Consider the following 25,964-nt stretch of genomic DNA (forward strand, 5'->3'; position numbering starts at 1 on the left):
GGCCTAACGCGTTCGCCGGACGGCATGAACATCCGAGAGATCATAACGCTGCGGAGCCACTGGGATACATGTCGACACAGTAGGTCACCGTACACCGGGGCAAATCTGCAAGTTGACACCCGCAAGTTGATGCCGGGAACGCTCACGAATAACGACGGCGGGCCGATCGACCCCGGTCGACCGGCCCCGCCGCGCTCGCGTCACTTCTTGGCGCGCTTCTTGGCCGCCGGCTTCGCCTTCTTCGCGGCCGCCGCCTTCTTCACAGTTGCCACCTTCTTGGTCGCCGGCCGGCTCGCTTTCGCCGTCGCCTTGGCCGCCGCCGGGCGGGTCGCCTTGGCCGCCTTTCCGGCGGCGGGTCGACTCGCCTTCGCGGCCTTGGCGGCGGCCGGGCTGGACGCCTTCGCCGTGGTCTTCGCGGTGGTCGCGCGGGTGGCCGGCGCGGTCCTTCCAGTGGCCTTCGCCGTGGTCCTCGAAGCGGCGGGGCGGGTTGCCTTCGCGGTGGCCGGGCGAGTTGCCTTCGCCGTGGTCTTGGCCGTGGTCACACGCGTGGTCGACGCGGTCTTCGCGGCCGGGCGGGTCGTGCGCGTCGCCTTCGCCTTGCTTCCCGCCGCCGCGCGGGTCGAGGCCGCGGCCGTGCGCGTGGTCCTGGCGGCGGCCGGTCGCGCGGCCCTGGCCGCCGGCTTGCTTGCGGCGGCGCGGGTCGTCTTCGCGGCGGTTGTCGTCCGAGCCGCCGCGGCCGTCGTCGCCACGGGCTTGGCCGCGGGGGCGCGGCCGAGCTTGCGGGAACCGTCGACCACTTCCTTGAACAGCGTGCCGGCCCGGAAGCTCGGCACGTTCGTCCGCCTCAGCCGCAACTGCTGGCCGGTCCGGGGATTGCGGGCGGTTCGGGCCGCGCGGGCCCGTTTCTCGAACACACCGAAGCCCGTGAGCATGACATTCTCGCCCTTGTCGACGTTGCGGACGATGATGTCGAACATGCCGTCGACGGCCTGGGCCGCCATCTTCTTGTCCATGCCCAGTCGCAGGCCGAGCATCTCGATCAGCTGTCCCTTGTTCATTTCCTGACCTTCCGTGCGGAACCGAATGCCAAGCACGGTAAGCAGAAAAAACGCCGACTCGCACGCATGTGGACTCGAAATGCGTTGCGAATCGGCGGATTTCACTCCATCGAGGGACCGTCCGATGTGGATTTCAGGCGTCCGGATCGAGGCCGGCGTCGGCGATCGCCACCCGTTCCCGTTCCGCGGTCAGATCCAGCGAACGGCACAGCACCAGGTACAGACCGGCGGCCACGAGCAGCCCGATCGGCATGGAAATGTCGGCCCCGCCGAGCATTCGCGCCACCGGCCCCTGCAACTCGCCGACCACGGCGAACGGCATCATGGCGGCGAAGCCGCCGCCGTAGGCGACCAGGCCGCGCCAGCTCCAGCGGCGGTAGATGCCGTGCGGGTTGAAGATCTCGCGGATCGAGTAGTGGCCACGCCGCACCACGTAGAAGTCGACCAGGTTGATCGCCGTCCACGGGGTGAACAGGTAGCCGAGCACGGTCAGGAAGTACTCGAAGTCCTCCTGGAAGGTGTTGTTGGAGGCGAAGGCGATAGTGGTGGCCAGCACCCCGATGACCACCAGCGCGTACACCCGTTTCATCGTGGTGGGGCGGAACCGCTTGATCGAGTCCACACAGGACAGCAGGGTCAGGCTGCCGCCGTAGAAGTTGAGCGTGCCGATGGTGATCAGCGGCAGCACCGAGCCGATCAGCAGCGCCAGGCCGAATCCCGGGAACACCGCGTTCCCGGCCGACAGCACGGCGTCCACGGTGTCGGCCTTGGGGAACAGGCCCGCGGCGGCGGTGCCGACCAGCATCATCCACGCCCCGCCGACGCCCGCGCCGAGATAGGTCCACCAGAACGAGGCCCGCACGCCGACGTCGCGCGGCAGGTAGCGGGAGTAGTCGGAGACGTAGATCGACCACGACAGCTGGTACACGGCGGCGGTGAAGAACTGCACCAGGAACGGGGTCAGCGCGAACTGACCGAGGTCGAACTGCCCGGCGCTGAACGGGTGCACGACCGCCAGCCCGACGGTGAACACCACCAGCAGCACCAGCATCAGGTAGGTCAGCCAGCGCGAGGCCTTGTGGATGAAGTCGTAGCCGACGATGGCCAGCACCACGCCGATCACCGCGTAGCCGAGGTAGCTGACCGGGGTCGGCAGGTTCACCAGGTGCTGCATGGTGCTGCCGACCAGGATCTGGTTGAACCCGGTGTAGCCGATGTAGGTCACCAGCGCGACCACCCACACCAGTAACGCGCCCACGAAGCCGAACTGCGGCCGGGACTGCACCATCTGCGGCAGTCCCAGCTGTGGGCCCTGGGTGGAGTGGAAGGCCATGAAGAACGTGCCGAAGGCGTTGCCCAGCACCACCGCGATGGCGGTCCAGACCAGGTTGCCGCCCATCGCGACGCCGATGATGCCGGTGGCGATGGTGGCCAGGTGGGCGTCCCCGGCGAACCACACCGGGAACAGGTGCCACACCTTGCCGTGTCGCTCGGCTATGGGCACGTAGTCGATGGACCGGGACTCGATGCCCAGCGATCGCTGGGGCCGATGGGACTGGACCACGGTGGGTGGATTGGCCGCCATGCCTGTTCTCCTCGTTGAGCTGCGGAAGGCGTGCGTCCCCCAGTTTTCGGACGCCGGCTCAACCGATGCGGTTGAGGGTGGCGTACGCGAGTTGTTCGAGCAACAGCGCGGTTTCCCTGGACGCGTCGGTCGCCGCGGTGATCACCTGTTTTGCCACTGATACCGCCAATGGCGGCTGCGTCGCCAGCTCCGCGGCGATCTCCAGCGCCGTTGACAGATGACTGCCGGCCGGGGTGGTCTCGGTGACCAGGCCCCAGGAATGTGCTTCTGTCACGGACATCCGCCGGCAGCGCAGCACCAGGTCACGAGTGCGAGCCGGGCCGACGGCGCGGACCAGCCGTGTGACTCCGCCGGAGCTGGGCAGGATGCCGATGCCCACCTCCGGCAGCCCGAACACCGCCGTCTCGTCCGCTACTCGCAGGTCAGCGGCGAGCGCGAGTTCGAAGCCGCCACCCAAGCAGTAGCCGGCGATGGCGGCGATCGTGGGCTGCGGCAGCGCCGCCACCGCCTCATACACCGCGCCGCTGCCCCGGTAGTACTCGGCGATCGCCTCAGGGGTCATCTCCCGCAGCTCTGAAGTGTCCGCCCCGGCCGAGAACACCCTGTCGCCGCCGGTGATCACCACTGCCCGGCTGTCGTTGACCGAGCGCACGGCGTCGAGCAGCCGCGACTCCATGTGCGTGGACAGGGCGTTGAGCTTGGCCTCGCGCCGCAGGGTCAGCACGGCCACATCGCCGTGCCGGGAGACTTCGACGTCGCCGATCACTGTGCCACTGTTCATTGGGCAGTCGGGAAGGACAGCAGGCCGGACAGCCCGCGCTTGGCCACCTCGTTGGCGATCACCAGCCGCTGGATCTCCGAGGTGCCCTCCCAGATCCGGTCCACCCGCAGCTCCCGCCACAGCCGCTCCACCGGGTAGTCCCGGATGTAGCCGCGGCCGCCGAAGATCTGCACCGCGCGGTCGGCGACCCGGTTGGACGCCTCGGACGCGGCCAGCTTCACGGTGGCGGCCTTGGCGTGCAACAGCTTGCGGTTCTCGCCCTGGTCGAACTCCCACGCCACCTGGTGGGTCAGCGCGCGGTTGGTGGTGATGTCCACGACCGAGTCGGCGATCATGCCCTGGATCAGCTGCCGCTCGATCAGCGGCTGCCCGCCCTGGATCCGCTGCGAGGCCCACTCGACCGCCAGCGTCAGGGCCCGTTCGGCCGCGCCGATGGTACGAGCGCCGATCATCAGCCGTTCCTCGGTGAACCAGTCCCGGGTCAGCTCATAGCCGTTGCCGATGCCGCCGAGCACCGCGTCCGCCCCGACTTTCACATCCTCGAACAGGAATTCCGGGTGCTCGTAGACGAAGGTGTGGGTGTAGCGGGGCGTGCGCTTGACCGACACGCCCGGCAGGTCCTTGTCCACCAGGAACAACGTCGGGGCGTCGCCCACGAGGGCCAGCACGATGAGGAAGTCGGCGGCGTCGCCGACGGTGACGAACCACTTCTCGCCGTTGATGCGGTAACCGTCGCCGTCCGGGGTGGCGGTGGTCTCGATGCCGGCCGGGTCGGAGCCGGCGCCCGGTTCGGTGATGGCCACGGCGTCCCGGCGCTGCCCCCGGATGTCCGGCACGAGGTAGCGTTCGCGCTGCTCCGGCGTGCAGGCCCGCAGGCAGTTGGCCGGCCGCCACACGGTGTCCCACAAGGCGTTGGTGAGCTTGCCCAACTCGTCCTGGACCACCACCTGCTCCAGCACGGACAGGCCCGCGCCGCCCCACTCCTCCGGCATGTTGACCGCCTGCAGCCCGCTGGCCAGCACGTCCTGGCGGATCGCGTCCAGCGCCGACGGCGACAGGCCGTTGTCGGCTTCGCACGCGTCCTCGTACTGCATGATCTTGGCGGTGAGGTCGGCGGCGCGCTGCTTGAGCTCGGCCAGCCTCGGGGTGTACGCGAACTCCACGGTGGTTCTCCTTCAGTTCTTGACGAGCACGATCCTGGCGTCCAGGCCGAGGCAGCCGGCCGGCGTCGCCAGCAGTGGGTTGACTTCGAGTTCGGCGATCTCCGGATGGGCCGCGCCGACCTCGCTGATCGCCGCGACCGCCTGGGCCGCGGCGGCCAGATCGACCGGTTGACGGCCACGAGCCCCTTGCAGCAGCGGGGCCGCCTTCAGACCCCGCAACAGGGTTTCCGCCTCTTCCGGCGTGACCGGGGCCAGCGCGAACGCGACATCCTTGAGGATTTCGGCGAAGACACCGCCCAGCCCGACCATCAGCACCGCGCCGAACCGGGAATCCCTGCGCACACCGACGATGAGCTCCACTCCCCCGCCGGCCATCTGTTCCACGCAGTACTCGGCGACGTTCAGCCGTTGCACCATGTCCGCATGGGCGGCCCGCAATTCATCCTGTGTGGACAGTCCAATCGCGACTCCGCCGGCATCGGACTTGTGCAGCAGTCCCATGGCTTTCAGCACGACCGGGTAACCGATCTCCTCGGCCGCGGCCAGGACGTCGGTGGTGAGCCGGGCAGCGGGGAAGGCGATGCCGCCGGCCTTGAGCAGTTCCCTCGCGTCCCAGTAGCCGGACTCGGTGACGGGCTCGGCCGGCGGTGGCAGTTGTCGAGCCGCCGGGCGGTGGTCGGCGTGATCGGCCAGCATGCCGAGGGTACGGGCGGCATCGTCGACCACTCGGAACACGCCGATGCCGTTGCGGCGCAGTTCGTCGGCGGCCGCACTGTCGGCGCACATCGTGTGTAGGGCCAGCGGTTTGCCGTGCCGGTGGACGTGCTCGGCCATCACGGTGGCGGTGGCGATCTCACGGGCGGCCAGCTCTGGGCCGTAGTCGCCGTACCCGCCGAAGTAGCCGGTGACCAGCACCGAGTCGATGTCGGGATCGGCCAGCACGAGGTCGATGACCCGGCCGAACGAGGTGATGTCCTGCTCGCCGGCCCCGGCCAGGTCCACCGGGTTGGCCACACCGGCCGACGGCGGCAGCTCAGCCTTCAGCGCGGCCACGAGCGAAGGCCGGAACTCGTTGACCGCCAAGCCGTTCGCGTCAGCGATGTCGCTGGCCGTGGAGGCGTGCCCGCCGCCGTCGGCGATCACCGCCACCCGGCGGGCCCGCTTGGAGCCGTGCCGGTGCAGGGCAGCGACCAGGTCGGCCATCTCCCGCGGGCTGTGCACCCGGTCGACACCGGCGGCCCGACAGGCGGCGTCGATCACGTCGTTGCCGCTGGTCAGCGCGCCGGTGTGGGACATCGCAGCACGGTTGGAGGCTGCGCTGCGGCCGACCGTGAGCAGCACAACGGGTTTGCCCGCGGCCACGGCCTCCCCGGCCGCGGCGACGAAGGCCCGGCCGTCCTGGAAGTCCTCGCAGTAGGCCGCGATCACCTCGGTTCCCGGGTGGCGTGCGTAGGCCCGGATCAGGTCGGCCGCACCGAGATCGGCCTGGTTGCCCAGGGAGGCGAAACGGGAGAAGCCCAGGCCGCGGTCGGCCAGGAACTTGCTCAGCTCCAACGCCATGTTGCCGCTCTGCGACACCAGCCCGACCGGCCCGCACGGCAGCGGGTTGGAGACCAGGAACAGGTCGCTGGTCGTGTCCAGCACGCCGAGGCAGTTGGGTCCGAGCAGCACCGCCCCGGCGGCGCGAATCCGCTCCGCCACGGCCATCTGCGTGGCCCGGCCCTCGTCACCGAGCTCGGCGAAGCCCGAGGTGATGGCCACGATCGCGGTCGCCCCGGCGGCCAGCGCGTCGTCCACCGCCTCGTCGAACCCCTTGGCCGGCACGGTGATCACCACCAGGTCGACCGGCTCCGGGAGATCGGCCAGCCGCTTGAAGGTGGGCCGGCCGAGCACCGGCTCGCCGCGGCGGTTGACCAGGTACAGCGGCCGGCGGTCGCCCATGCGCAGCGCCTGCACGCTGATCCAGTTGCCGTACTTGGTCTCGTCGTTGCTGGCGCCGAGAATCGCCACCGAGCGCGGGGTGAACAGGGGGTCCAGGTTCCTCACGGGGACGCCACCTCCGGTGCGGGGTATCCGGCGCCCCAGGCGTCGGCGCCGCCGTCGACCACGATCGTGGTGCCGGTGACGTAGGCGCCGCCAGGGGAAACGAGGAACGAGATCAGGCCGGAGACGTCCTCCGGCGTGCCCAGCCGGCCCAGCGGCACGGCCTGGGCCCACTTCTGGCGGTCGGCCTCGGTGTAGTTCTCGTCCAGCGCCTCGGTGGCGATCGTGCCGGGTGCGACGCAGAGCGACCGGATGCCGTATCGGCTCCATTCGAGCGCGAGACCGGACGCCAGGTTCTCCAGCGCGGCCCGGGCGGCGCTGGCGTGCACCATGCCCGGAATGCCGCGCCGGGGCGAGAAGGCCATGAAGACGATCACGCCCGAGCGGTTGGGAATCATCGACCGGACGGCGACTTCCCTGGTCATCGACCAGGTGGCATCGACCGCGAGCCGGTGCACCGCCCGCCAGCCGCCTGGGCTGATGTCCTCGGCCGGGGCGGCGAACTGGCCGCCGGCGTTGTTGACCAGCACGTCGATCCGGCCGTACTCCTCGATCGCCGCGTCGACGACCGGCGTGACGTCCTCGCGGATGTCGGCCACCTTGACCAGGCACTGCCCGCCGGCCCGCACGATCTCCTCGCGCACGGCTTCGAGCGGTTCGGGCCGCCGGCCGCAGATCACCAGCCGGGCCCCGCCGGCGGCGAGGTCCAGCGCGGTCGCCCGGCCGAGGCCGGTGCCGCCACCGCTGACCACCGCCACCTTGCCCGCATGCACGTCCGGCCGGAGCACTCCGGTCACGTCGCCTCCCCATCGAGGATCAGCACTGTGAGGATCTGACTGACGCGTCAGTCAGTCTTATTAAACGAGCCATGTCAAGAGGTAGGGGTGCCTCTGACTGGTGCGTCAAGTTATGCTGGTCGGTATGACCCGTGCCGAGGAGGACCGCCGCGCCGCCATCCTCGACGCCACCTGGCGGCTGATCGCCGAGCGCGGCTACCACGCCGTGCGGATCGCCGACATCGCCAAGGTCTGCGGCACCAGCACCGGCACCGTGCACTACTACTTCCCCGGCAAGCACGACGTGCTGACCGAGGCTCTGAAACACTGTGTGGAGCAGGCTTTCGCCCGGCAGAGCCACGAGCTGCGGCAGATCGACGACGCCTACGAGCGGCTGCTGAAGCTGATCGACATGCAGCTGCCCAAGGTCGGCCCGGTCCGCGACGAATGGTCGGTGTGGCTGCAGTACTGGGCGGAATCGGCCATACGCCCCGAATTGCGGCCCGTGCACAACGAGTTCTACGCCCGCTGGCGGGAAACCGTGGTGCGGATCGTGCGCCGCGGGCTGCGGCAGGGCGTGTTCCGCGACGTCGACGCCGACCAGGTCGCGCTGCGGCTGACCGCGCTCACCGACGGCCTGGCCATCCAGGTGCTCACCGGATCGCCCGAGGTCAGCGTCACGGTGATGCGTGAGCTGCTGGTGGATTTCGCCCGCCGGGAACTCGTGGTCAGTGCGCCGATCTGACGGTCTTCGCCCAAAGCGCCACTGATCACTGGACGACACCGCTACCCTCGCCGCGATGGACGGTGATCAGCGGCTGCCGGCGGCGGCTGTCACGCGTGTGCATGGCCGCTCGGGACAGGTGGGCGGCGCGGGCTTCCTCGTGACCGCAGACCTGGTGTTGACCTGTGCCCACGTCATCGGCGACGAACCGCCCACCGATCCCGTCGCCCTCGACTTCCCGCTGCTCGACGGCCACCCTTCGGTTCAGGCTGATGTTGTTGCCTGGCAACCGATCCGGCCCGACGGCACGGGCGACATCGCCGTGCTGCGGCTGCGTGAACCGGCCCCGACCGACGCCGTTCCGGCGCGGCTGACCCGGGCGGGGGCCGGCTGGCGCGAACAGGTCCGGCTGATCGGCTTCGCCGAGGACGACGGCGTGTGGGTCGAGGCCGAGCTGCGGGGCCGGCAGGCCACCGGGTGGCTCCAGATCGAATCCGAGCTCGGCCGCCAGGCGATCGCCCGTGGGTTCAGCGGCTCCCCCGCGTGGAGTGATTCGGCCCACGGCGTCGTCGGCATGGTCGTAGCGGCGGAACGTGGTGCCACCACGGCATATCTGTTGCCGGCGGGCACGCTGATCGAAGCGCACTCAGGGATCGCTGTCCCGGCGAGCTGCCCTTATCGGGGGCTGGAGCCATTTCAGGAGGAGGACGCCGATCTCTTCCATGGCCGCGAGGCGGTGACGGCACGGCTGGCCGACGCGGTCGCCACCCGGCCGCTGGTGGTGCTGGCCGGGCCGTCGGGCAGCGGTAAGTCCTCGTTGGTGCGCGCCGGGCTCATCCCCCGACTGCGGGCCCGAACCACCGCCGTCGCCGCGTTCCGCCCGATTCCTGGTGTGTCGCCGGCGGTGTTGCTGGCCACGGCGGTGCTTCCGGTGCTGGAGCCCGAGTTGGACGAGATCCGGCGCATCGAAGCGGCCAAGGTCCTGGCCGAGGATCTTCCGCTGGTGGCCGCCCGGCTGGCCGAGCGAGCCGGCGACGGCGGCCTGCTGATCTTCGCCGACCAGCTGGAGGAGCTGCCGACCGACCAGGCCCGTGAACTGCTGGATCTGCTGCATGGTCTGGTCACCGCCGGGCCGCGCCGGGCCGATGGCTCGCCGGTGTTGGTGGCCGTGGTGACCCTCCGGTCGAGCTCCTTGGACACGCTGGTCACCGCGGACACCGCCGACGCGGTCCGGGACGGCGTGGTGTTCGTGCCGCCGATGAGCCGGGACGAACTGCGCGCGGCCGTGGTCGCCGGCGGCGAGGTCACCTTCGACTCTGGCTTGGTTGAGCGGATTCTGGACGACGCCGGCACCGCACCGGGCCGGCTGCCGCTGGTGGAGTTCGCGCTGCGGGAACTGTGGGACAAGCAGAGCGCAGGGCTGCTGACCCACGCGGCGTACGACGAACTCGGCGGTGTCGCCGGTGCCCTGGTCGGCTACGCCGACGGCGTTTACGGTGCGATGCCTGAGGACGAGCGGCCGGCAGCCCGTCGGCTGTTGGTCGGGCTGGCCCGACCGGCCGAGGACGGGGACTTCATCCGCCGGCCGGTCCTGCTGTCCGATGTGGACGAGTCACTGCGGCCGGCGCTGGCCAAGCTGGCCGCCAGCCGGCTGGTCGTCGTGGGCCGGGCCGCGGACGGCACGGAGATCGTCGACCTGGCCCACCAGGCGCTGGTGCAGCAGTGGCAGACCCTGCGCGACTGGCTCACCGAGGACCGCGACTTCCTTTCCTGGCAAGAGGAATTACGCTCGGGCGTGCACCGGTGGCGCGACGATCCCGGCGCTCTGTTGCGGGGCGCGGCACTGACCACCGCGGACGACTGGCTACGCAAGCGGCCCGACGAGATCGCCGAGGCGGATCGGGCCTACATCCAGGCCAGCGACGCCCGTGAGCGCCGCCGTATCCGTACACTGTGGACGATCGTGGCGGTGATCTCCGTGCTGGCGCTGATCGCCGGCACACTGGCCGGCGTCGCCGCCATTCAAACCGCTACGGTGCAAGAAGAACTGCGCGTCGCCGCCTCGCGCCAGCTGGCCAACGACGCCAACCGGCTGCGCAACATCGACCCGACCGCCTCGCTCCAGCTCGCCGAGGCCGCCTGGCACTACCACGACACCGCCGAGGCGTATGGCGCGCTGTTCATCCAGTACGCCGGCCTGCAGCCGGTGGACAAGCTGTACGAGAACCTGTCGCCGGGGACCATCGGCACCGTCACCGCCAGCGACGACGGCTCGGTCGCCGTGATCACCAGCACCGACGGCCTGCCCGCGGTGTGGCTGGGCCTCAACGGCGATCACCCGCAGCAATGGAAGCCGCCGACACCGGCCCGCATCGGCGGCACGTTCCAGCTCAGTGGCGACGGCCATTTCCTGGCGTACGCCAACGACAATGGCGGCGTTGTGCTGTGGGACGTCGAGCACCGCAGCGGGCCGGTCGAGCTCGCGCCGGACGGTCCGGCCGGCAACGCGGAGCCGCAGATCGTCAACACCATGGCCTTCGCACCCGGCGAGTCCCGACTGATGGTGCGGCGGACCGGCTACAACGGCGGCACGCCCGCCATCGACGTCTGGGACGTCCACACCCACGCCAAAGTCCCGGTGGCCAACCCGATTCCCCCGCAGGACACCGTCGTGGACCGCGTCGCCTTCGGCCCCAACGCCGCGACGGTGGCGGTGACCAGTGGGAAAACCACCACCCTCTACGACATCGGCACCGGCCGGCAGACCGCAACCGCGCCCCCGTCCGACGTCACCCAGGTCGCCATCGCCGAGAACGGCCGCGCATACGCGCGCTGCGACGAGGACGACCGGCTGCACGTGTTCGACCTCGCCACCGGGGCCGAGCAGCGGGTGATCCAGGTCGCCCAGTGCTTCGCCCTCACCTTGGACAACAGCACCAACTACGCCCTGTTCCCGCAGGGCGACGCGCTCACCGGCGACTCCAACGCCCAGCTGACCATCGCCGATCTGCGCACGGGCAAGACCTATCGGCTCACCATCCCGCTCATCGTCGAGCTCAACAACAACCTCGGGCCGCTGAACAATGTCACCGTGTACGCCGGTCCTGACGGCGCGCCGACCGCGCTGATCGCCAACAAGACCCTGCTGTACCGGGTCCACGCGACCACGCCGGTCACCCTCACCTCGGCCGACAACCCGGCGGCCCCGTCCTACGACTCGCACACGCTGAGCCCGCACGGCGACCTGATCGCCGGCCTCGGCGAGGACGGGACGATCAAGCTCATCGACGTCAAGACCAACACCGCCATCGCCAGCACGACCGGGGCTGCCCGGCCACTGGCCCCCAACTTCCAGGGCAGCTGGTTCACCTTCACCCCCGACCAGAAACGGCTGCTGGTGGCGGAAGGCGACACGCTCGTCAGCTACTCCGTGCCGTCGCTGACAGTCGAACACCGGAGCTCGCTGCCCGTGCCCACCGATCTCGGCGGTCCGCCCAGCGACAGCGGCTTCTTCTCCGACTGGGCCACATCCGTGGTTTCCCTGACCCCCGACCAGGCCGTCGTTCTGCACGCCGGCATGCTCACCCGCTGGGACCTCGGCAGCGGCCAGCGCATCGGCAATCCCGTTCGCCTGCGCCAGGATCCGGCCGGCGAACGCCGCTCCGCCCTGCTCGCCTTCGCCGTGCCCCGAGCCCATCACCCCGAGGACGTCGCCGTCGTCGAACCCAGCGGGCACGTCGAAGTGTGGGACGTCGCCCAGGGCCGAAGCGTGGCGACCATCAACACCTCTGGCACCGCGCAGAAACAAGGCGCCGTCCTGTTCGACACCACCGGCGACAGGCTCGCCGTCCAGTCCACCGCCGGCGCCGCCACCCTCTGGACCGTCAACACCGGGGCCCAGATCGGCCGTGCCATCCCCACCGGCCTGATCGACGGCCTGCTCGGCTTTACCCCTCGTGGCAACCTGATCACCATCGGCGGCTCCACCGGCTCCTCCGCGGTGGCCCAGATCTGGGACGTCAACACCGGCAAGCAGCTGGCCACCCTGACCGCCCCTGACAGCACCAACTCCTGGACACTGAACGGCGATCTCCTGACCTACGCCGGCCGCTCGGTCAAGCTCGACCCGGATCTGTGGTTCACCCACCTGTGCCAGATGAGCAACCGCGCCTACACCGACGACGAGCGCGAGGTATTGGCACAGGACCAGGCCAATCGGGACGACGGCCCGCCCTGCGGCTGAAGCGTCACGTCGACCCTGAGCCCTCCGCCGGGCACCGGGCAGGCGGTCATCCGGCCGCCGTGCGCCGCGGTGATCGCGGCCACAATGGACAGTCCCAGCCCGTGTCCCTCCCGTCGTCGACGTTGACCGTCGAGCCGGCGGAACGGCTGCACGAGCTCAGCGACCTGATCCGGCCGGATCACCGGGCCGCTGTTGATCACGCACAGCGTCGGCCAGCCGCCGGGCGTGCCGGTGTGGACGTCCACCCAGCCGCCGGGCACGTTGTGCCGCACGGCATTGTCGACCAGGTTGACCACCAGCCGTTCCAGCAGATGCGGATCACCGGCGACCGTGGCGGGCGCGAGAGTCGTGTCCACTCTCAGCTCGCCCTTGGTCGCGGTGGCCTCCTTCGCCAGCACCGCCAGGTCGACCGGCCTACGCGCCCCGATGCCACGCTGGCTGCGGGCCAGCATCAGCAGCGCCTCGATCAGGCGTTCCTGATGCTGGTTGTTGGCCAGCAGCCGGCGATGCGTGTCCTGCAACGACTCCACGGTCGGGTCCGGGTCGGCGAGCGAGACCTCGATCAGCGTGCGCTCCAACGTCAGTGGCGTGCGCAGCTCATGGGAGGCGTTGGCGACGAACAGGCGCTGCGCCTCGAACGCCGTCTCCAGTCGGGCCAGCAGTCCGTCGAAGGTGTCGGCCAGGTCTTTCAGTTCGTCCGGCGGGCCGGCGACGGCCAGCCGCTCGTGCAGGTTGTCCTCGGACAGGTGCCGGACGCGGTGGCTCATCGTCCTCAGTGGACGGAGCACACGACCGGCCACCACCCAGCCCAGCAGCAGCGACACCACCGCCATGATGCCCAGCGCCACCGCCGACTCGACCAGCAGCCCACTGAGCACGTCGTCCCGCTGCTGGGTCATGAGGCTGGAGACCGGCACCCCGTCCGGCGGCGGCGTCGCGATCATCACCGTGACCCCGGCCGTCGAGCTGGTGAGCACGTAGGTGATCGCCAGCAGCACCGCCCCGGTGGCGATGAACAGTCCGCTGTAGAGCGCCGTCAGCCGGACGCGGACGCTGCGCCGCCCCAGTCGCCACCGCTCGGCCAGGCTCATATCCGGTACCCGCCGCGTGGCACGGTCTCGATCACCGGCGGGTCGCCCAGCTTCTGCCGCAGCCGACTCACCGTCACTTTCACCGTCTGCGTGAACGGGTCCGTCGCCTCGTCCCAGCCGCGTTCCAGCAGCCGCTCCGGCGACACCACCGCGCCGCGGGCCGACAACAGCAGTTCCAGCACTGTGAACTCCTTGGGGGACAACAACAGCCGCCGCCCGGCGCGGGTGACGGTCCGCAGCGCCGGGTCCAGGTGCAGGTCGCCGTGGGTGAGCACCGGCGGCACCGGCGGCTGTGCGCGCCGGGCCAGCGCCCGGATCCGGGCCACCAGCTCGGCGAAGGCAAACGGCTTGGGCAGGTAGTCGTCCGCGCCCATGCTCAGGCCCTGCACCCGGTTCTCGATCGTGCCCGCCGCCGTCAGCATCAGCACCCGGCTGTGCGTGCCCTGTTCGATCATCCGCCGGCAGACGTCGTCGCCGTGCACCACCGGCAGATCCCGGTCCAGCACCACCACGTCGTAGCCGTTGTCCCAGGTCCGCAGCAACGCCTGCGCCCCGTCGAACACCACGTCCACCGCCATGCCCTCCCGGCGCAGACCGGCCGCCACCGTCTCGGCCAGTTCCTCGTGGTCGTCCACCACCAGCACGCGCATGCGCCCCAGTCTGGCCCGGCCGTTGTGGTGCCGCGGTAACAGCGCTTGTTCCCGGGGCGTAACCGCCCTCCTGCTTCGCTTTCTCCCGACCCGTTCACCAACCTGAAGGAGGACTCGGGATGAGGTCGACGCTTGGCCGCTGGACCCGCTTGGCCGGGCTGCCCGCCGCCGCCGTGGTCGCCATGGCCCTGGTCGCCACGCCGGCATTCGCCGCCGCATCGACGCCAACCCCGCCCGGGTGCGTGATCATCACTCCCGCCGACCCGGCCGGCGCCGGCGCGCAGCCCGACCACGGCAAGCCCGGCAAGTGCGTCATCTGCATCATCACGGCCCCCGGCGGCGGCACCACCGGCGGCGGCACTACCGGCACCGCTGGCGGCACCATCGCCGGCACCGAGCAGGGCACCACCACCAGCGCCGGCGGCCAGGGGACCGTCACCGCCGGCAGGCCCGGCAAGCCCGGTGAGTGCCCCGTCTGCCCGCTGCCGCCCTGGCACCCCACCACCGGTTCCGGCCAGGGGGCGGGAACGGTGGCCACGCAGCCCGGCAAGGGCAAGGAGTGCACGATCTGCATCATCACCAAGCCCGACGCTCCTGGCGCCACCCCCGCCCAGCCGGTCCCGGGCGACCCGGCCAAGTGCGAGATCCACAGCGTGCCGACCACCAAGTAGCGGTCCAGACCCCCGGCAGCCGAGCTGCCGGGGGTTTGCCCGGCCTGGCGCTCCACGTCCCACCCTCTCTCCCGCAACACCTCCGCCCTTGCGCTCATACGCACCGCCTCCCACATCCCCTGTCCCTCACCTCCACCGCCTCCCAGTCCCCTCCTTTCCCTCACCCACCACCTCCCACATATCCGACCCCTTTCCCTTGCCTCGGAGCCTCCCAGGCACCCCCGCACCCTCACGCCACTACCTCCCACACACCCCACCCCTCGCCCTACCAACTCCCCACACATCCGGCTCCTTTCCTTTGACCCCAATGCCTTCCTCCACTCCACAACCTCCCACACACCCCATCCTGTTCCTTGTCCACAAAGCCTTCCAAGCGCCCCACCTCTACCCCGCCACCTCCCACACACTCCCTCTTTTCCTTTTCCACCAACGCTTTCCACCCGTTCGAGTGATGAAGTCGATCTTTTGGGGCGAGTAGAATCGCTGGTATGGAAGAGAAAGTCGCTCGCTTGATCGAATGCGAGCGAGCCCTTCGCAAGACTCAGGCCGAGCGGCTGCGGTTGATCGCCGAGTTGAACGTCGACGACTGGGCCGTCAATGACATCGGCATGGCCCTGCAGTTGTCGCCCAGCAACGCTTCGTCTCTTGTGGACTGGGCTACCCATGTCGCCACACTGTTTCCTGACGTGCTGGACGCCATGGACGCCGGGATGATCAGCGAGTGGTCGGCGCACGCGTTGGTTGATCCGACCGAGAACTACAAGCCCGAGCTCGCGCAGAAAGCCGTCACGAAGACCTTGGAAACCGCCGAGGGCCGGTGTTGCCAACAGCTGCGACGGTCGATGCGGAGTCGGTTGCAGCGGGCGGACCCGGCCGCGCATGCTCAGCGGTGCGCCGAGCGGCGGCGGGACCGGAAAGTCGTGCTCTACGACGAAGACGACGGCATGGCCGCCCTCAAGTGCGAGCAGCCGGTGGAGATCGCGCAGGCCATGTACGCCAAGGTCGACCGGTTGGCGCGACAGGAGCCCAAGAACGGGCGGTCGATGGACGCGGTGCGGGCGGATGTGGTGGCCGCGTTGGTGTTGGAGGAGCCGAAAAGCGCCGGGTCGAAGGCGCTGATCCAGGTCACCGTGCCGATCACCGCGCTACTCGGCGTGGATGATCGGCCGGGGCAGCTGGATGCCGGGCAGGTGATCCCGGCGGAGGTGGTGCGGGACCTGATGGCCCATCCGGGCACGGTGTTTCACCGGTTGCTGACGGATCCGGCGGGGAACTTGTTGGAGTACAGCCCGGGGATCTACCGGCCGAAGGCGGAGGTGGATCGGTTCATTCGGACGCGGAACAGGACGTGTGTGATGCCGTGTTGCTCGCATCCGTCGAGGTCGTGCGATGTCGATCACGCGGTGGCGTGGCCGGAGGGCAAGAGCACTGGGACCAATCTGGGGCCGTTGGATCGCAGGCATCACCGGTACAAGCACGCGACCAAGGCGAAGGTCAGCATCGCGGAGGATGGGACGGCTACCGTCGAGACGCGGTGGGGGCAGACGTACACCACCAGGCCGGAACCGGTGGAAGAACCGCCGTTCTGAGATCGTCTCGGCGGCCCCGCCCTACCGGCTTGGAACATCACCGACTCCTGTGCTGGTGATCCGCTGCCGCGGCCACGACGGCCGACTCCTGCGCTGACGATTCCGGGGTGCCGTCGCGGCCTTGCCACCCGACACCGTGGCTGGGGTCCGTAGGTGCGTGCGTCAGGTGGGGACGTTGGGTGGTTCGCCGGCGGGTGCGTCGTGGGGGCGGTGGTGGCGCGTTAGTTGGTTTTGCACTCGCTTGGCGGTGGCTCGGGTTCCTGGGGGTGAGAGGGCCAGTCACCGGGAGGCGAAGGTTCCTAGGCTGCGAAGGGTGACGGAGGACGAGAACTCACTGGGTGGCTACCTGCGGGCCCGGCGCGAGCAGGTCACGCCGGAGGCGGTGGGGCTGAGGCAGGTGGGGCTGAGGAGGACGCCGGGGCTCAGGCGCGAGGAAGTGGCGATGCTGGCGGGGATCAGCGCGGACTACTACCTGAGGCTGGAGCAGGGGCGGGATCGGAATCCGTCGGCGCAGGTGTTGGAGGCGTTGGCGAGGGTGTTGCAGCTGGATGCGACGGGCACCGAATACCTGCTGAGCCTTGTGGGACGGCCGAAGAAGAAGCGGCGGGCGAGAAAAGAGACGGTGCCGGAGAGCATTCGGACGTTGCTGGGGACGCTGCCGTTGCCGGCGTTTGTGGAGAGTCGCTGTTTTGACGTGCTGGCGTCCAACGCGCTGGCGGTGGCGTTGTCGCCGAGGCTGGCGGTGGGCGGCAACCGGCTGAGGGACATCTTTCTCGACCCGGCGGAGCAAGCGCTCTATGGGGACTGGCAGCGGGCGGGGGCAGGACTGGTGGCGGGATTCAGGGCGTCGGTGGGGACGGACATCGACGACCCGAGGTTCATCGAGCTGGTCGGGGAACTGTCGCTGGCGAGTGAGAGCTTTCGGACGGTGTGGGCCCGACACGACGTGGTGCGATGGCAAGGGAGCACGCAGACGTTGAACCACCCGCAGGTCGGACAGCTCACGATCTACCGGGAGAAGCTGGCGATCACGGGCACGAACGGCCAACTGCTGGTGGTCTGCCACGCGGAGCCGGGCACCGACAACGCCGACAAGCTGGCGCTGCTGGCGATGGCTACGGCACCCGCGTCACCAGGAACACCGGCTTCCGGTGCACCACAAAGCCCAAGGACTCGTACAACCTGATCGCGCCGGTGTTCTCGGCGGCGGTGTGCAGAAAAGGAACCTCGCCCCGGGCCCGGATCCCGGCGGCGACGGCCAGCACCAGGCGGGTGGCGAGGCCCTGGCCCTGGAAAGCGGGGTCGGTGCAGACGGCGCTGATCTCGGTCCAGCCGGGAGGGCGCATCCGCTCCCCGGCCATGGCGACCAAGGCGCCCTCACGGCGGACGCCGAGATAGGTGCCGAGCTCAATGGTGCGGGTGAGGAAAGGGCCGGGGCGGGTGCGCTCGACCAGGTCGATCATCTCGGGCACATCGGCCGGACCGAGCAGCACGGCCTCGTCGAACGGGGCAGCGGCGATGCCGTTGTCGACCAGCTGAACGCCGGGGATCTCGAACTCGACCGGCCAGTCGGCGGGCTGCATGACGGTGCCGGCGGTGACGGTGACCTGGGTGCCGGAACCGGCGAGTTCGGCCAGGTCACGCCACGCGCCGGCGTCGGGCTCGTCGGCCAGCGCGACAAACGGGGCCACGTCGGCCAGGTACCGCACTGCCTGGCCGTGCCGCTCAGCGAAGCGGGCGTGCGGCCCCGTCAACGACGTCAGAACGGGGTTGTCGAGCGCCACGAGCGAGTCAGTCATACATACGATCATCCCGTGACGCTGGCGGCTCCGGTCTCAATGTGACCAGCGAAACGCCGCGACCAGGTGGAATCGGCGGACACGGTGACGGTGAAGTCGTACCAGCCGTTGTTGTAGGCGACGGCGTTGAAGTAGTCGCTCACGGTCTGGCCGGCCGGGACCTGATAGGTCCAAGGGCCGTCGGTGCGGTAGTTGGTGGACGTCACGGTGTAGGTGACGGTGGCACCAGAGCCGTTCACGAGATCCAGCCAGAGGGCGAGCTTGCCGGTGCTGGCGGTGGTGGCGATCCGGGAGCGGGCCTCGACGTTCTTGCTGGCGCCGTTGGCGTTGCCCTGGACGCGGCGCAGGAAGCGGTTGGGGCCGACGACGGTGAAGTCGTACTGGCCGTTGCCGAAACCGCTGCCGCAGTTGAAGAAGTCGGTGGTCGAGCCGTTGGCCGGCACGGTGTACTGCCACGGGCCGCCGCTGCGGAAGTTGTTGGCGTACGCGGAGAAGTGCGCGGCCTTGGCGCCGTCGTTGGCCATGGTGATGTTGAGCTGCACGGTGCTGCCGGAGTAGTACCACGATGAGATGGAGGCGTTGGCCTGGTACGGCAGCGCCCGAGCGGGCTTGGCGCCGGACTCCTGTGGCGGCAGGGCATTGGTCTTCGGCGACGGGTTGGGCAGCAACGCGCAGGTCGCGGCCGTGATGACCGAGCCGGGAGTGGGCAGCGACGGCAGGCCGTGCACGGGGTTGGCGAAGTCGAAGGCCGAGGTCAGGTCGCCGCACACGGACCGTCGCCAGGCGCTGATGTACTGGCAGATGGCCGGTGTGCCGATGGCGGTGGACCAGGTCTCGATGAAACGGATCACCGAGGTGTGGTCGGACACCTCCGAGTTCACCCAGCCGCCGCGGCTCCACGGCGAGATCACCAGCATCGGCACCCGGAAGCCGAGGCCGACCGGGGTGCCGTTGACGAACTCGCCAGTGGTGCCGGCGGCCGGCGAGGGCGGCGGCACGTGGTCGAAGAAGCCGTCGTTCTCGTCGTAGTTCAGGAAGAGCACGGTGCTGTCCAGAGTGGACGGATCGGCGGCCAGGGCCTGGAGCAGGCCGCTGACGAAGCGCTCCCCGTTGACCGGCGGGCCGATCGGGTGCTCGGAGGTGATCTGGTCGGTCACCACCCACGACACCTGCGGCAGCGTGCCGGCCAGCACGTCCGCCTTGATGGCGGCCAGAATGTCGTCCGGGGTGCTACCGGTCTTCGCCGGCACGCTGCCCATGCCCCGGTCGTGCAGCGGCGAACCGGCCGGCGCGCTGGTGAACTGCTTGAAGTAGGCCAGGGCGTTGTCGCCGTAGTTGTCCTTGGCGTTCTGGTACACCCGCCAGCTGATGCCGGCGTTCTGCAGCACCTCGGCGTAGGTCTGCCAGGTCAGCCCCGACTCGTCGCCGCCGTCGTTGGCCGGCGAGCCGAACTGGCCGGCGGCGTCGATCATGCCGCTGAACAGGAACGTCCGGTTCGGGCCGGTCGCGGTCAGACCGGAGCAGTGGTAGGCGTCGCAGATCGTGTAGGCGTCGGCCAGGGCGTAGTGGAACGGCAGGTCGGCGCGGTCCAGGTAGCCCAGGCAGCCGATCTTGTTCTTGGCCGACATCCAGCTGTCCATCTTGCCCAGGTTCCAGGCGGCGTGCTGGTCCGACCACGAGTGCGCGATGTCGCCCTGGCACTGGGCCAGCGTCTCGGCGTTGCTGGCCGTGCCGCGTAAGGCGAACGGGTACTGGCGGCCGCCGCCGTTGGGCTGGTTGAACACCGAGTTGCCGCCGGCGAGCTGGATCGTGGCCCGGTCGGCGAAGCCCCGAACCCCCTTGAGCGTGCCGAAGTAGTGGTCGAAACTCCGGTTCTCCTGCATCAGCACCACGATGTGCTTGACGTCGGCGATGGTGCCGGTCGCCGCGGCCGCCCGCCCCGACGCCATGCCGGTGAGGGCGGCGGCCCCCGTGGTGGCCAGGAATGTCCGCCGACTGATCTCGCCCATCGTTCCTCGTTCCTCCGAGCGCCCGTCCGGTCCGGCTCAGTCGACCGCTGGTCACGGTCCGTGTCCAGGGAACGTCAGGTGAACATCCTCAAAGTGCGTCCAGCTGGGCCAGCACCCTTCGCCGCAACGTCTCGCGCAGGTCGTCGGGGGCCAGCACTGTCAACGGCGTAGCCAGCCGCAGCAACCGGTCGGCCAGGTCGTCGAGATCCACGCCGCCGAGGCTGACCCTCGTGTTGTCACCATCCGGCTCGTGCACGCCGGAACCGGGCGGGATCAGCCACTGGGCCTCGGCCAGCGGCACGGGCAGCACCACGGTGGCGTAGACCGGATAGTGGCTGGTGAGCATGTCGGCGACCAGCCGCGCAGCGTCCGGCGGATCGGCGATGCGGGCCGCGGCGCCGGTGCGATGGGCCTCAACCACGCGGTCGGCCCGGAAGGTGCGCCACTCCCCGCGGTCGACGTGCAGCGCGACCAGGTACCAGCGATTTGCCGTGCGCACCAAGCGAAAAGGGTCGACTTCGCGGGTGGTGTGCCGGCCGTCTCGGTCACGGTAGGCCAGCCGGAGCCGTTGCTGGTGGCGGCAGGCGCTGGCCAGCTCCAGCAGCACCGTCGCCGACACCGGGTCCGGCGTTCCCTGCGGCGTGTACACGAAGGCCCCGGCGAACTGGCTCAGCCGATCCGCCACCCGCCGCGGCAGCAGCCGTTGCAGCTTGAACAACGCCGACAACGCCGCCTGATCACTGCCCAACACGGCCCGCAGCGCCGCCTCCCGCAACGCGACCGCCACCGCCAGCGCCTCGTCGTCGTCCAGATTCAACGGCGGCATCGCACTGCCCGCGGCCAGGCGATATCCACCCCACGGTCCGGCGTCCGACTCGATGCCGTACCCCAGATCCCGCAGCCGGGCCACGTCCCGCCGCACCGTGCGCTCCGTGACCTCCAGTCGCTCCGCCAGCTCCCGGTTCGTCCACGACGGCCGGGTCGACAGCACGGACAGCAGCCGGAGCAACCGGCCCGACGGGCTAGCCATGACCAGGACAGTATCTGACCTGGTCACCACCTACCGTCGACGTCATGGACGACTACACCGCACTGGACCCGTTCTTCGACGTCATCCGCCGTGGCCTCGACGGCCTCGTCGACGGCGACCACTTCTTCGACTTCTTCGCCGACGACGCCGTCACCGAGTACGTCGTCACCGTCCCCGGCTACCCCCGCCAGGTCGACAGCCGGGCCGCGCTCATGGACCTCTACCGCCCCTACGGCGACACCATCCGCCTCACCGGCGCCGACGACCTCCGCGTCCACCACGACCGCGAGCAGGGCGTGGTCGTCCTCGAATACCGCTGCCACGGCAAGCTTGTCGCCACCGGCGCCCCGTACCAGAACCGCTTCGTCTCGATCATCACCATCCAGGACCGCAAGATCGTCCATTGGCGCGACTACCTCGACTCGCTCGCCGTGGTCACGGCCCTGGGCAGCTAGCCGGGTTGCCGCTAGCGTGGGCCAATGCGCGTACGGACGGCGTTGATCGCGGCGGCGATGCTGGTGGCATTGGCCAGCCCGGCGGCGGGTGCCACGGTGCACACGGTGACCGTGAGCGGCCAGGTAGCAGCGCCGGCGGCGTATACGGGGGCGCAGCTGGCGTCGTTGCCGCAGGTGACGGAGGGCGGCGTGACCGGGGTGGACCTGGAGGCGCTGGTGGAGCGGTCGGCGCCGAAGGTGCCGGCGGGGCACAACACGCAGCTGAGGGTCGTTCTGACGGTGACGGCAAGCCACCACCGGGCGGTGAGGTTCGCCTTGGGGGAACTGGCTCCGGACTTCGGCAACCATCCGGCGGTGCTGACCGACCATCGGCAGCTGGTGGTGCCGGGTGATCGGGGGCGGTCCCGGGATCTTGACGACGTGACGAGCGTGCAGGTGGCGGTGTCGGACGCGGCGGCCGTAAGCACAGCACCAGGGTCGGTTCGGGTGACGGGTCCACATCGGACGGTCACGGTGTCGGCGGCGTTGTTGGCGAGGTTGCCGCGGCGCACCGTCACGGTGGCCTTCCAGTCGGGCACGGGAAGCCAGACCCACACGGAGTCGGGCCCGGAGCTGAGCCTGGTGCTGCTGGCGGCCGGGGTGTTGCCGACGGCCGACACCGCGGTGGTGGCGGTGGGCAGCGACGGCTACGGCGCGGCGGTGACCATCGCCGAGGAGCGGGTCGGCGGTCGGCCGCTGCTGCTGTCCACTGTGGAGGACGGCACTCCGTTGGCGCAGCCGCGGCTGGTCACCGACGGCGATGTCAAGGGCGGCCGGTATGTGTCGGGGGTTGTGCTGCTCCAGGCTTGATCAGCGCTATGTCCTGCGAGAACTTCCGAAACCCGACGCCGTAGTACAGCGCACGGGCGCTGGGATGTTCCGGCGCGCCAAGGCAGGCGACGGTCATCTGGCCGGCCCCGGCCTCCCGGGCCAGCCCCATGCCGTGCAGCAGCAGCGCTCGGCCCAGGCCACGCCGCCGGTAGTCGGGATGGGTGCCGACCGGCTCGAACTCGGCGGTCTTGTTGACCTCGTCGAGCCATATGATCGCCGAGGCGGCCATGGTGCCGTCCGGTGCCTCCACCAGCACGTGCAGATCGCCGCGATACGGCCAAGTCTGCCGGACACCGTCGTAGGACGCGGCGTTGTAGGTGGTCGAGGACCAAGCGTCCACATGGGCCTGGACCGCCGCGTGAGGCCCGGCTTCGTCGGCGGTGCGGAACCGGAATCCCGCAGACAGCACGGGTTTCTCGATGTCGTCGAGCTCCCGCACGTTGAGCTGCGTCCAGTCGCCGAGCGAGGCCGGGTCGGTCACGTAGCCGTGCGCGCCCCAGCGTTCCAGGCCGAAATCGTCGGCGGCTTGGGCGATCACGGTGCGGTCGACGGCCGTCTCGCCGTCGTACCAGGTGATCACCTCGTCCACCAGCTTCGCGTGATCGGGATGGACCTGGTACGCCAGCGAGGCGTGCGCGATGTGCTTGCCCGAGGGGAGGTGCCTGGGCAGCGTGACCCAGCCCCACGCGACGAGGTCGTCGCCGGCGAACCACAGCCGACGCCGCCAGCTCGGGCCGGTGCTGGCGTGCCCCTTGCCCCAGATCCACGCCAGCTCGCCGACCGAGGCGTCGCTGTTGACCAGGTCGGGGCGCACGGCCGTGACCCGTTGGGCCAGGCCCTGCATCAGCCGCACGTCCGACGCGCTCACGAGAGCGGAGTCATCCATGCTGTGTCACTGTGCCAGGACCTTGTGACGCCGTCGAACCATTTGGCCACAGGTCGGTGGACAGCGACGTTGGCCCGGACGAGGTCGCCGAGGGCTGCCTCAGCCAGGCGATCGACCGGTCTGCACGGCGATCCTGAGCAACTCCTCGGCCGCGCCGACCAGGCGGCGGCCCCTGGGCCAGACCGCGCGGAGCCGCCGGGTCAGGTCGACTCCGGCGACCGGGACCTCGACCATGCGGCGTTCGGCCAGGTCGTCCCGGACGGTGACGGCGCTGAGCACGGCGGGGCCGACGCCTGCGATCACCGCGCTGCGCATGGCGACATTGGCGTCGAGCACCATCAGCGGCCTGGCCCCCGCGCCGGCCAGCAGGCGGTCGAGGGTCTCGCGCGTGCCGGAGCCGGGTTCGCGGACGATGAGACGGGTGCGGGCCAACTCGTCCAGGTCGACGGGGCGTCGGCGGCGGGCCCAGGGATGCCCTGGCGCGACGACCACGGCGAGGCGGTCGGCGCCGACCTGGCGTGAACTCAGGCCGCGCGGCACGGTCGGGGCCTCGATGAAGCCCAGGCCGATGCGGCCTTCGGTGGCCAGCGCGGCCACCTGCTCGGAGTTGGTGACCTTGAGGCTGACGTAGACATCGGGCGACCGGCGTCGCAGCGCGCCGATCCAGCCGGGCACGAAGTGCTCGGCCAACGTCATGCTGGAGGCCAGGGTCAGGTCCTGCGCGTGGTCGGCCCGCAGCGCGGCGACACCGACCATCAGGGCGTCCACCTCGGCCAGCACCCGGCCGGCCCACTGGCAGACGGCCTTGCCCTCAACAGTCAGCGCGGAGCCGCGGCGGCCACGGTCCACAAGGGACAGTCCGAGCCGCCGCTCCAGCAGGGCCAGCCGCTTGCTCGCGGCGGGCTGGCTCACGCCCAGCCGCTCGGCGGCCTGGCCGAGGCTGCCCAGCTCGGCGACCATCGTCAGCAGCCGCAGGCTCTCCAGGTCCGGGGTCATAACCGGAGTTTATGGCCGCTTGCCGGATTGCCGGGTACCGGGCACGGACCGGTCCGCCCAGGATCGACGGTGTTGCCCGACACGTACGAGGAGCGCCCCATGTCGCACCACCTGGACTCGCCGATCGCCCGCCAGGACGCCCGGCTGGACATCACCGACGTCTACCTGTTCCGCGGCGAGCGGGGCACGGTGTTCGTGATGAACGTCAGCCATTCGCTGGCCGGTCAGGACGTCCGGGGCTTCCACCCGGAGGCGATGTACGAGTTCAAGATCGACGGTGACGGCGACGCCGTCGAGGACCTCACCTACCGGGTCACGTTCACCGACCGCCTCCAGCTGCGGCGCGTCACCGACCCGGACCCGCACGCGCCCGGCATCCTGCTGGCCGAGGGACCCGTCGGGGCCACGGTGGACGCGGAAGACGGGACTCGCTTGTGGACCGGCGAGGCCGGCGACCCGTTCTGGATCGAGCCGGACGTCCTGCACGCGGTCGGCCACGCCTTCCAGGACGGCACCAAGATCGACCTGTCCGGGTGGGAACCGGCCGCCGCCGCCAACCTGTTCGCCGGCCACACCGTCCACTCCATCGTGCTGGAGATCCCCGACGCCGCCCTGCTGGCGGTGGCGCCTGACCGCCGCATCGGGTTCTGGGGCCTGACCACGCTGGCCACCGACGCCGGCGGGTGGCGCCGGATCAACCGCGCCGGCCTCCCGATGATGCACCCGCTGTTCACCCAGTTCAACGAGGACCTCGGGAACCGGCTCAACGACGGCCGGCCCGCCGACGACCCGAACACGTACGGCAAGTCCCTGGTGGACATGGTCGCCGGCGTGGTCGCGGCCAACGGCACCGCCCGGGATCCTCGCGCCTACGCGGAAACCGTCGTGTCGCGGCTGCTGCCCAACGTGCTGCCGTACACCATCGGCACGCCCGCCGTCTTCGGTTTCGCCGGCTGGAACGGCCGCTCGATGACCGACAACGCCCCCGACGTGATGTTCTCCTTCGCCAGCAACTCGCCGGTCTCGCTGGGCATCGGCCGGGAATCGGTCACCGCCAAGCCTTCCGACACCTGGCCGTACGTCCCTACGCGCGGGTGAAGCCGCCGAGGTGTTCGGACAGGACGGTCACGGACACGTCCGGGCCGGCGGCCCGTTCGAGCATCTCCAGGATCGCCGGCGTGGGCTGGCCGTAGATGCGGATGCTCGTGACGCCATCGAGGTTTCCGCCGTAGGGCTGGTCGGCCAGCAGGCGCATGTGGTGCTCGAAGGAGGCGGCGTCGGGGTGGATCTGCACGAACTCCACCTCGGAGCCGTCGGCGCTGACGTACTCGTGGAAGCCGATCAGGCGGGGCTCGCGCTCCTGAATGAGCCTCGCCCACTCGGGCGCGCGGCGGCGCTCGTCGGCGAGCCTGCCGTCGCGGACCTTGTTGGTGGCGACGAAGAGAAACGGTCCGGCCATGGTGAACAGAATAACAGTCCACTGGACACGTAAACAAGACATGTTTCCGCTCACGAACCTCGGGTAGCCCCTCTTGGACGTCTAAC

At 70.0% G+C, this 25,964-nt stretch carries 22 protein-coding genes; 8 read left to right on the top strand and 14 right to left on the bottom strand.

Going from position 1 to position 25,964, the window contains the following annotated elements; genetic code table 11:
* Window positions 1-200 precede the first annotated feature (200 nt).
* From JJ691_RS17680 to JJ691_RS17705, 6 genes are all read right to left on the bottom strand, one after another.
* Complete coding sequence (locus JJ691_RS17680; RefSeq protein ID WP_211771544.1) at window positions 201-1,058, bottom strand: HU family DNA-binding protein; 858 nt, start codon at window positions 1,056-1,058, stop codon at window positions 201-203.
* A 133-nt stretch (window positions 1,059-1,191) separates the two neighbouring features.
* Entirely contained in the window at window positions 1,192-2,643 is a 1,452-nt protein-coding gene (locus JJ691_RS17685; RefSeq protein ID WP_211769848.1) for a purine-cytosine permease family protein, read from the bottom strand.
* A gap of 58 nt (window positions 2,644-2,701) precedes the next feature.
* A complete protein-coding gene (locus JJ691_RS17690; protein ID WP_211769849.1) occupies window positions 2,702-3,409 on the bottom strand; it encodes an enoyl-CoA hydratase/isomerase family protein in 708 nt (235 codons plus the stop codon).
* An 11-nt stretch (window positions 3,410-3,420) separates the two neighbouring features.
* Window positions 3,421-4,587, bottom strand: a complete 1,167-nt coding sequence (locus JJ691_RS17695) for an acyl-CoA dehydrogenase family protein (RefSeq protein WP_249228002.1) — start codon at window positions 4,585-4,587, stop codon at window positions 3,421-3,423.
* Between the two features lie 12 nt (window positions 4,588-4,599).
* Window positions 4,600-6,633 carry an acetate--CoA ligase family protein gene (locus JJ691_RS17700; RefSeq protein WP_211769850.1) on the bottom strand — a complete coding sequence of 678 codons (2,034 nt, stop codon included), beginning with the start codon at window positions 6,631-6,633 and terminating at the stop codon, window positions 4,600-4,602.
* Window positions 6,630-7,427 (bottom strand): SDR family oxidoreductase, encoded by a 798-nt coding sequence (locus JJ691_RS17705; RefSeq protein WP_211769851.1) that lies wholly within the window; start codon window positions 7,425-7,427, stop codon window positions 6,630-6,632. Before JJ691_RS17705 ends, JJ691_RS17700 begins: the two co-directional genes overlap by 4 nt.
* Before the next feature lie 124 nt (window positions 7,428-7,551).
* Here JJ691_RS17705 and JJ691_RS17710 point away from each other — a divergent pair, with 124 nt between their 5' ends.
* Window positions 7,552-8,151, top strand: a complete 600-nt coding sequence (locus JJ691_RS17710; protein ID WP_211769852.1) for a TetR/AcrR family transcriptional regulator — start codon at window positions 7,552-7,554, stop codon at window positions 8,149-8,151.
* Between the two features lie 55 nt (window positions 8,152-8,206).
* Complete coding sequence (locus JJ691_RS17715; protein WP_211769853.1) at window positions 8,207-12,373, top strand: nSTAND1 domain-containing NTPase; 4,167 nt, start codon at window positions 8,207-8,209, stop codon at window positions 12,371-12,373.
* On the opposite strand, the gene JJ691_RS17720 is transcribed toward JJ691_RS17715, so the two are convergent.
* Window positions 12,301-13,464: a sensor histidine kinase gene (locus JJ691_RS17720; protein ID WP_211769854.1), complete on the bottom strand. Its 1,164-nt coding sequence runs from the start codon at window positions 13,462-13,464 to the stop codon at window positions 12,301-12,303. The two genes, JJ691_RS17715 and JJ691_RS17720, sit on opposite strands and share 73 nt — an antisense overlap.
* On the bottom strand, window positions 13,461-14,114 hold the full coding sequence (locus JJ691_RS17725; protein WP_211769855.1) for a response regulator transcription factor: 654 nt from the start codon (window positions 14,112-14,114) through the stop codon (window positions 13,461-13,463). The genes JJ691_RS17720 and JJ691_RS17725 overlap by 4 nt, the downstream gene beginning before the upstream one ends.
* 119 nt (window positions 14,115-14,233) lie before the next feature.
* Between JJ691_RS17725 and JJ691_RS17730 the strand changes: the two genes are divergently transcribed.
* From JJ691_RS17730 to JJ691_RS17740, 3 genes are all read left to right on the top strand, one after another.
* On the top strand, window positions 14,234-14,785 hold the full coding sequence (locus JJ691_RS17730) for a hypothetical protein (protein ID WP_211769856.1): 552 nt from the start codon (window positions 14,234-14,236) through the stop codon (window positions 14,783-14,785).
* Between the two features lie 488 nt (window positions 14,786-15,273).
* A complete protein-coding gene (locus JJ691_RS17735; protein ID WP_211769857.1) occupies window positions 15,274-16,374 on the top strand; it encodes an HNH endonuclease signature motif containing protein in 1,101 nt (366 codons plus the stop codon).
* A gap of 313 nt (window positions 16,375-16,687) precedes the next feature.
* Window positions 16,688-17,560: a helix-turn-helix domain-containing protein gene (locus JJ691_RS17740; protein WP_211769858.1), complete on the top strand. Its 873-nt coding sequence runs from the start codon at window positions 16,688-16,690 to the stop codon at window positions 17,558-17,560.
* Here the strand turns inward: JJ691_RS17740 and JJ691_RS17745 are convergent.
* The 3 genes from JJ691_RS17745 to JJ691_RS17755 form a co-directional block, all read right to left on the bottom strand.
* The gene (locus JJ691_RS17745) at window positions 17,490-18,173 is read right to left on the bottom strand and encodes a GNAT family N-acetyltransferase (RefSeq protein WP_211769859.1); all 684 of its coding nucleotides are present in this window, start codon (window positions 18,171-18,173) and stop codon (window positions 17,490-17,492) included. The two genes, JJ691_RS17740 and JJ691_RS17745, sit on opposite strands and share 71 nt — an antisense overlap.
* Window positions 18,174-18,181: 8 nt before the next feature.
* Window positions 18,182-20,182, bottom strand: coding sequence for a phosphocholine-specific phospholipase C (locus JJ691_RS17750; RefSeq protein ID WP_211769860.1), 2,001 nt, complete (start codon window positions 20,180-20,182; stop codon window positions 18,182-18,184).
* Between the two features lie 88 nt (window positions 20,183-20,270).
* Window positions 20,271-21,212, bottom strand: coding sequence for a helix-turn-helix transcriptional regulator (locus tag JJ691_RS17755; protein ID WP_211769861.1), 942 nt, complete (start codon window positions 21,210-21,212; stop codon window positions 20,271-20,273).
* Between the two features lie 44 nt (window positions 21,213-21,256).
* On the opposite strand from JJ691_RS17755, the gene JJ691_RS17760 reads away from it, so the two are divergent.
* Both JJ691_RS17760 and JJ691_RS17765 read left to right on the top strand, forming a co-directional pair.
* Window positions 21,257-21,667 (top strand): nuclear transport factor 2 family protein, encoded by a 411-nt coding sequence (locus JJ691_RS17760; RefSeq protein WP_211769862.1) that lies wholly within the window; start codon window positions 21,257-21,259, stop codon window positions 21,665-21,667.
* A 24-nt stretch (window positions 21,668-21,691) separates the two neighbouring features.
* Window positions 21,692-22,516, top strand: a complete 825-nt coding sequence (locus tag JJ691_RS17765; RefSeq protein ID WP_211769863.1) for a hypothetical protein — start codon at window positions 21,692-21,694, stop codon at window positions 22,514-22,516.
* Here JJ691_RS17765 and JJ691_RS17770 read toward each other — a convergent pair.
* Window positions 22,470-23,423, bottom strand: a complete 954-nt coding sequence (locus JJ691_RS17770; RefSeq protein WP_211769864.1) for a GNAT family N-acetyltransferase — start codon at window positions 23,421-23,423, stop codon at window positions 22,470-22,472. The genes JJ691_RS17765 and JJ691_RS17770 overlap by 47 nt on opposite strands.
* Before the next feature lie 99 nt (window positions 23,424-23,522).
* Window positions 23,523-24,419, bottom strand: coding sequence for a LysR family transcriptional regulator (locus tag JJ691_RS17775; RefSeq protein WP_211769865.1), 897 nt, complete (start codon window positions 24,417-24,419; stop codon window positions 23,523-23,525).
* Window positions 24,420-24,518: 99 nt separating this feature from the next.
* On the opposite strand from JJ691_RS17775, the gene JJ691_RS17780 reads away from it, so the two are divergent.
* Complete coding sequence (locus tag JJ691_RS17780) at window positions 24,519-25,517, top strand: DUF4331 family protein (protein ID WP_211769866.1); 999 nt, start codon at window positions 24,519-24,521, stop codon at window positions 25,515-25,517.
* On the opposite strand, the gene JJ691_RS17785 is transcribed toward JJ691_RS17780, so the two are convergent.
* Window positions 25,504-25,878, bottom strand: a complete 375-nt coding sequence (locus JJ691_RS17785; RefSeq protein ID WP_211769867.1) for a hypothetical protein — start codon at window positions 25,876-25,878, stop codon at window positions 25,504-25,506. The two genes, JJ691_RS17780 and JJ691_RS17785, sit on opposite strands and share 14 nt — an antisense overlap.
* Window positions 25,879-25,964 lie beyond the last annotated feature (86 nt).

Source organism: Kutzneria sp. CA-103260 (assembly GCF_018263855.1).
GTDB lineage: Bacteria > Actinomycetota > Actinomycetes > Mycobacteriales > Pseudonocardiaceae > Kutzneria.

What these genes read in the sequence shown, in the direction of transcription:
- JJ691_RS17680 (WP_211771544.1), bottom strand. Translation starts at nt 1,058, where the DNA reads ATGAACAAGGGACAGCTGATCGAGATGCTCGGCCTGCGACTGGGCATG.
- JJ691_RS17685 (WP_211769848.1), bottom strand. Translation starts at nt 2,643, where the DNA reads ATGGCGGCCAATCCACCCACCGTGGTCCAGTCCCATCGGCCCCAGCGA.
- JJ691_RS17710 (WP_211769852.1), top strand. Translation starts at nt 7,552, where the DNA reads ATGACCCGTGCCGAGGAGGACCGCCGCGCCGCCATCCTCGACGCCACC.
- JJ691_RS17715 (WP_211769853.1), top strand. Translation starts at nt 8,207, where the DNA reads ATGGACGGTGATCAGCGGCTGCCGGCGGCGGCTGTCACGCGTGTGCAT.
- JJ691_RS17720 (WP_211769854.1), bottom strand. Translation starts at nt 13,464, where the DNA reads ATGAGCCTGGCCGAGCGGTGGCGACTGGGGCGGCGCAGCGTCCGCGTC.
- JJ691_RS17725 (WP_211769855.1), bottom strand. Translation starts at nt 14,114, where the DNA reads ATGCGCGTGCTGGTGGTGGACGACCACGAGGAACTGGCCGAGACGGTG.
- JJ691_RS17730 (WP_211769856.1), top strand. Translation starts at nt 14,234, where the DNA reads ATGAGGTCGACGCTTGGCCGCTGGACCCGCTTGGCCGGGCTGCCCGCC.
- JJ691_RS17735 (WP_211769857.1), top strand. Translation starts at nt 15,274, where the DNA reads ATGGAAGAGAAAGTCGCTCGCTTGATCGAATGCGAGCGAGCCCTTCGC.
- JJ691_RS17745 (WP_211769859.1), bottom strand. Translation starts at nt 18,173, where the DNA reads ATGACTGACTCGCTCGTGGCGCTCGACAACCCCGTTCTGACGTCGTTG.
- JJ691_RS17750 (WP_211769860.1), bottom strand. Translation starts at nt 20,182, where the DNA reads ATGGGCGAGATCAGTCGGCGGACATTCCTGGCCACCACGGGGGCCGCC.
- JJ691_RS17755 (WP_211769861.1), bottom strand. Translation starts at nt 21,212, where the DNA reads ATGGCTAGCCCGTCGGGCCGGTTGCTCCGGCTGCTGTCCGTGCTGTCG.
- JJ691_RS17760 (WP_211769862.1), top strand. Translation starts at nt 21,257, where the DNA reads ATGGACGACTACACCGCACTGGACCCGTTCTTCGACGTCATCCGCCGT.
- JJ691_RS17765 (WP_211769863.1), top strand. Translation starts at nt 21,692, where the DNA reads ATGCGCGTACGGACGGCGTTGATCGCGGCGGCGATGCTGGTGGCATTG.
- JJ691_RS17770 (WP_211769864.1), bottom strand. Translation starts at nt 23,423, where the DNA reads ATGGATGACTCCGCTCTCGTGAGCGCGTCGGACGTGCGGCTGATGCAG.
- JJ691_RS17775 (WP_211769865.1), bottom strand. Translation starts at nt 24,419, where the DNA reads ATGACCCCGGACCTGGAGAGCCTGCGGCTGCTGACGATGGTCGCCGAG.
- JJ691_RS17780 (WP_211769866.1), top strand. Translation starts at nt 24,519, where the DNA reads ATGTCGCACCACCTGGACTCGCCGATCGCCCGCCAGGACGCCCGGCTG.
- JJ691_RS17785 (WP_211769867.1), bottom strand. Translation starts at nt 25,878, where the DNA reads ATGGCCGGACCGTTTCTCTTCGTCGCCACCAACAAGGTCCGCGACGGC.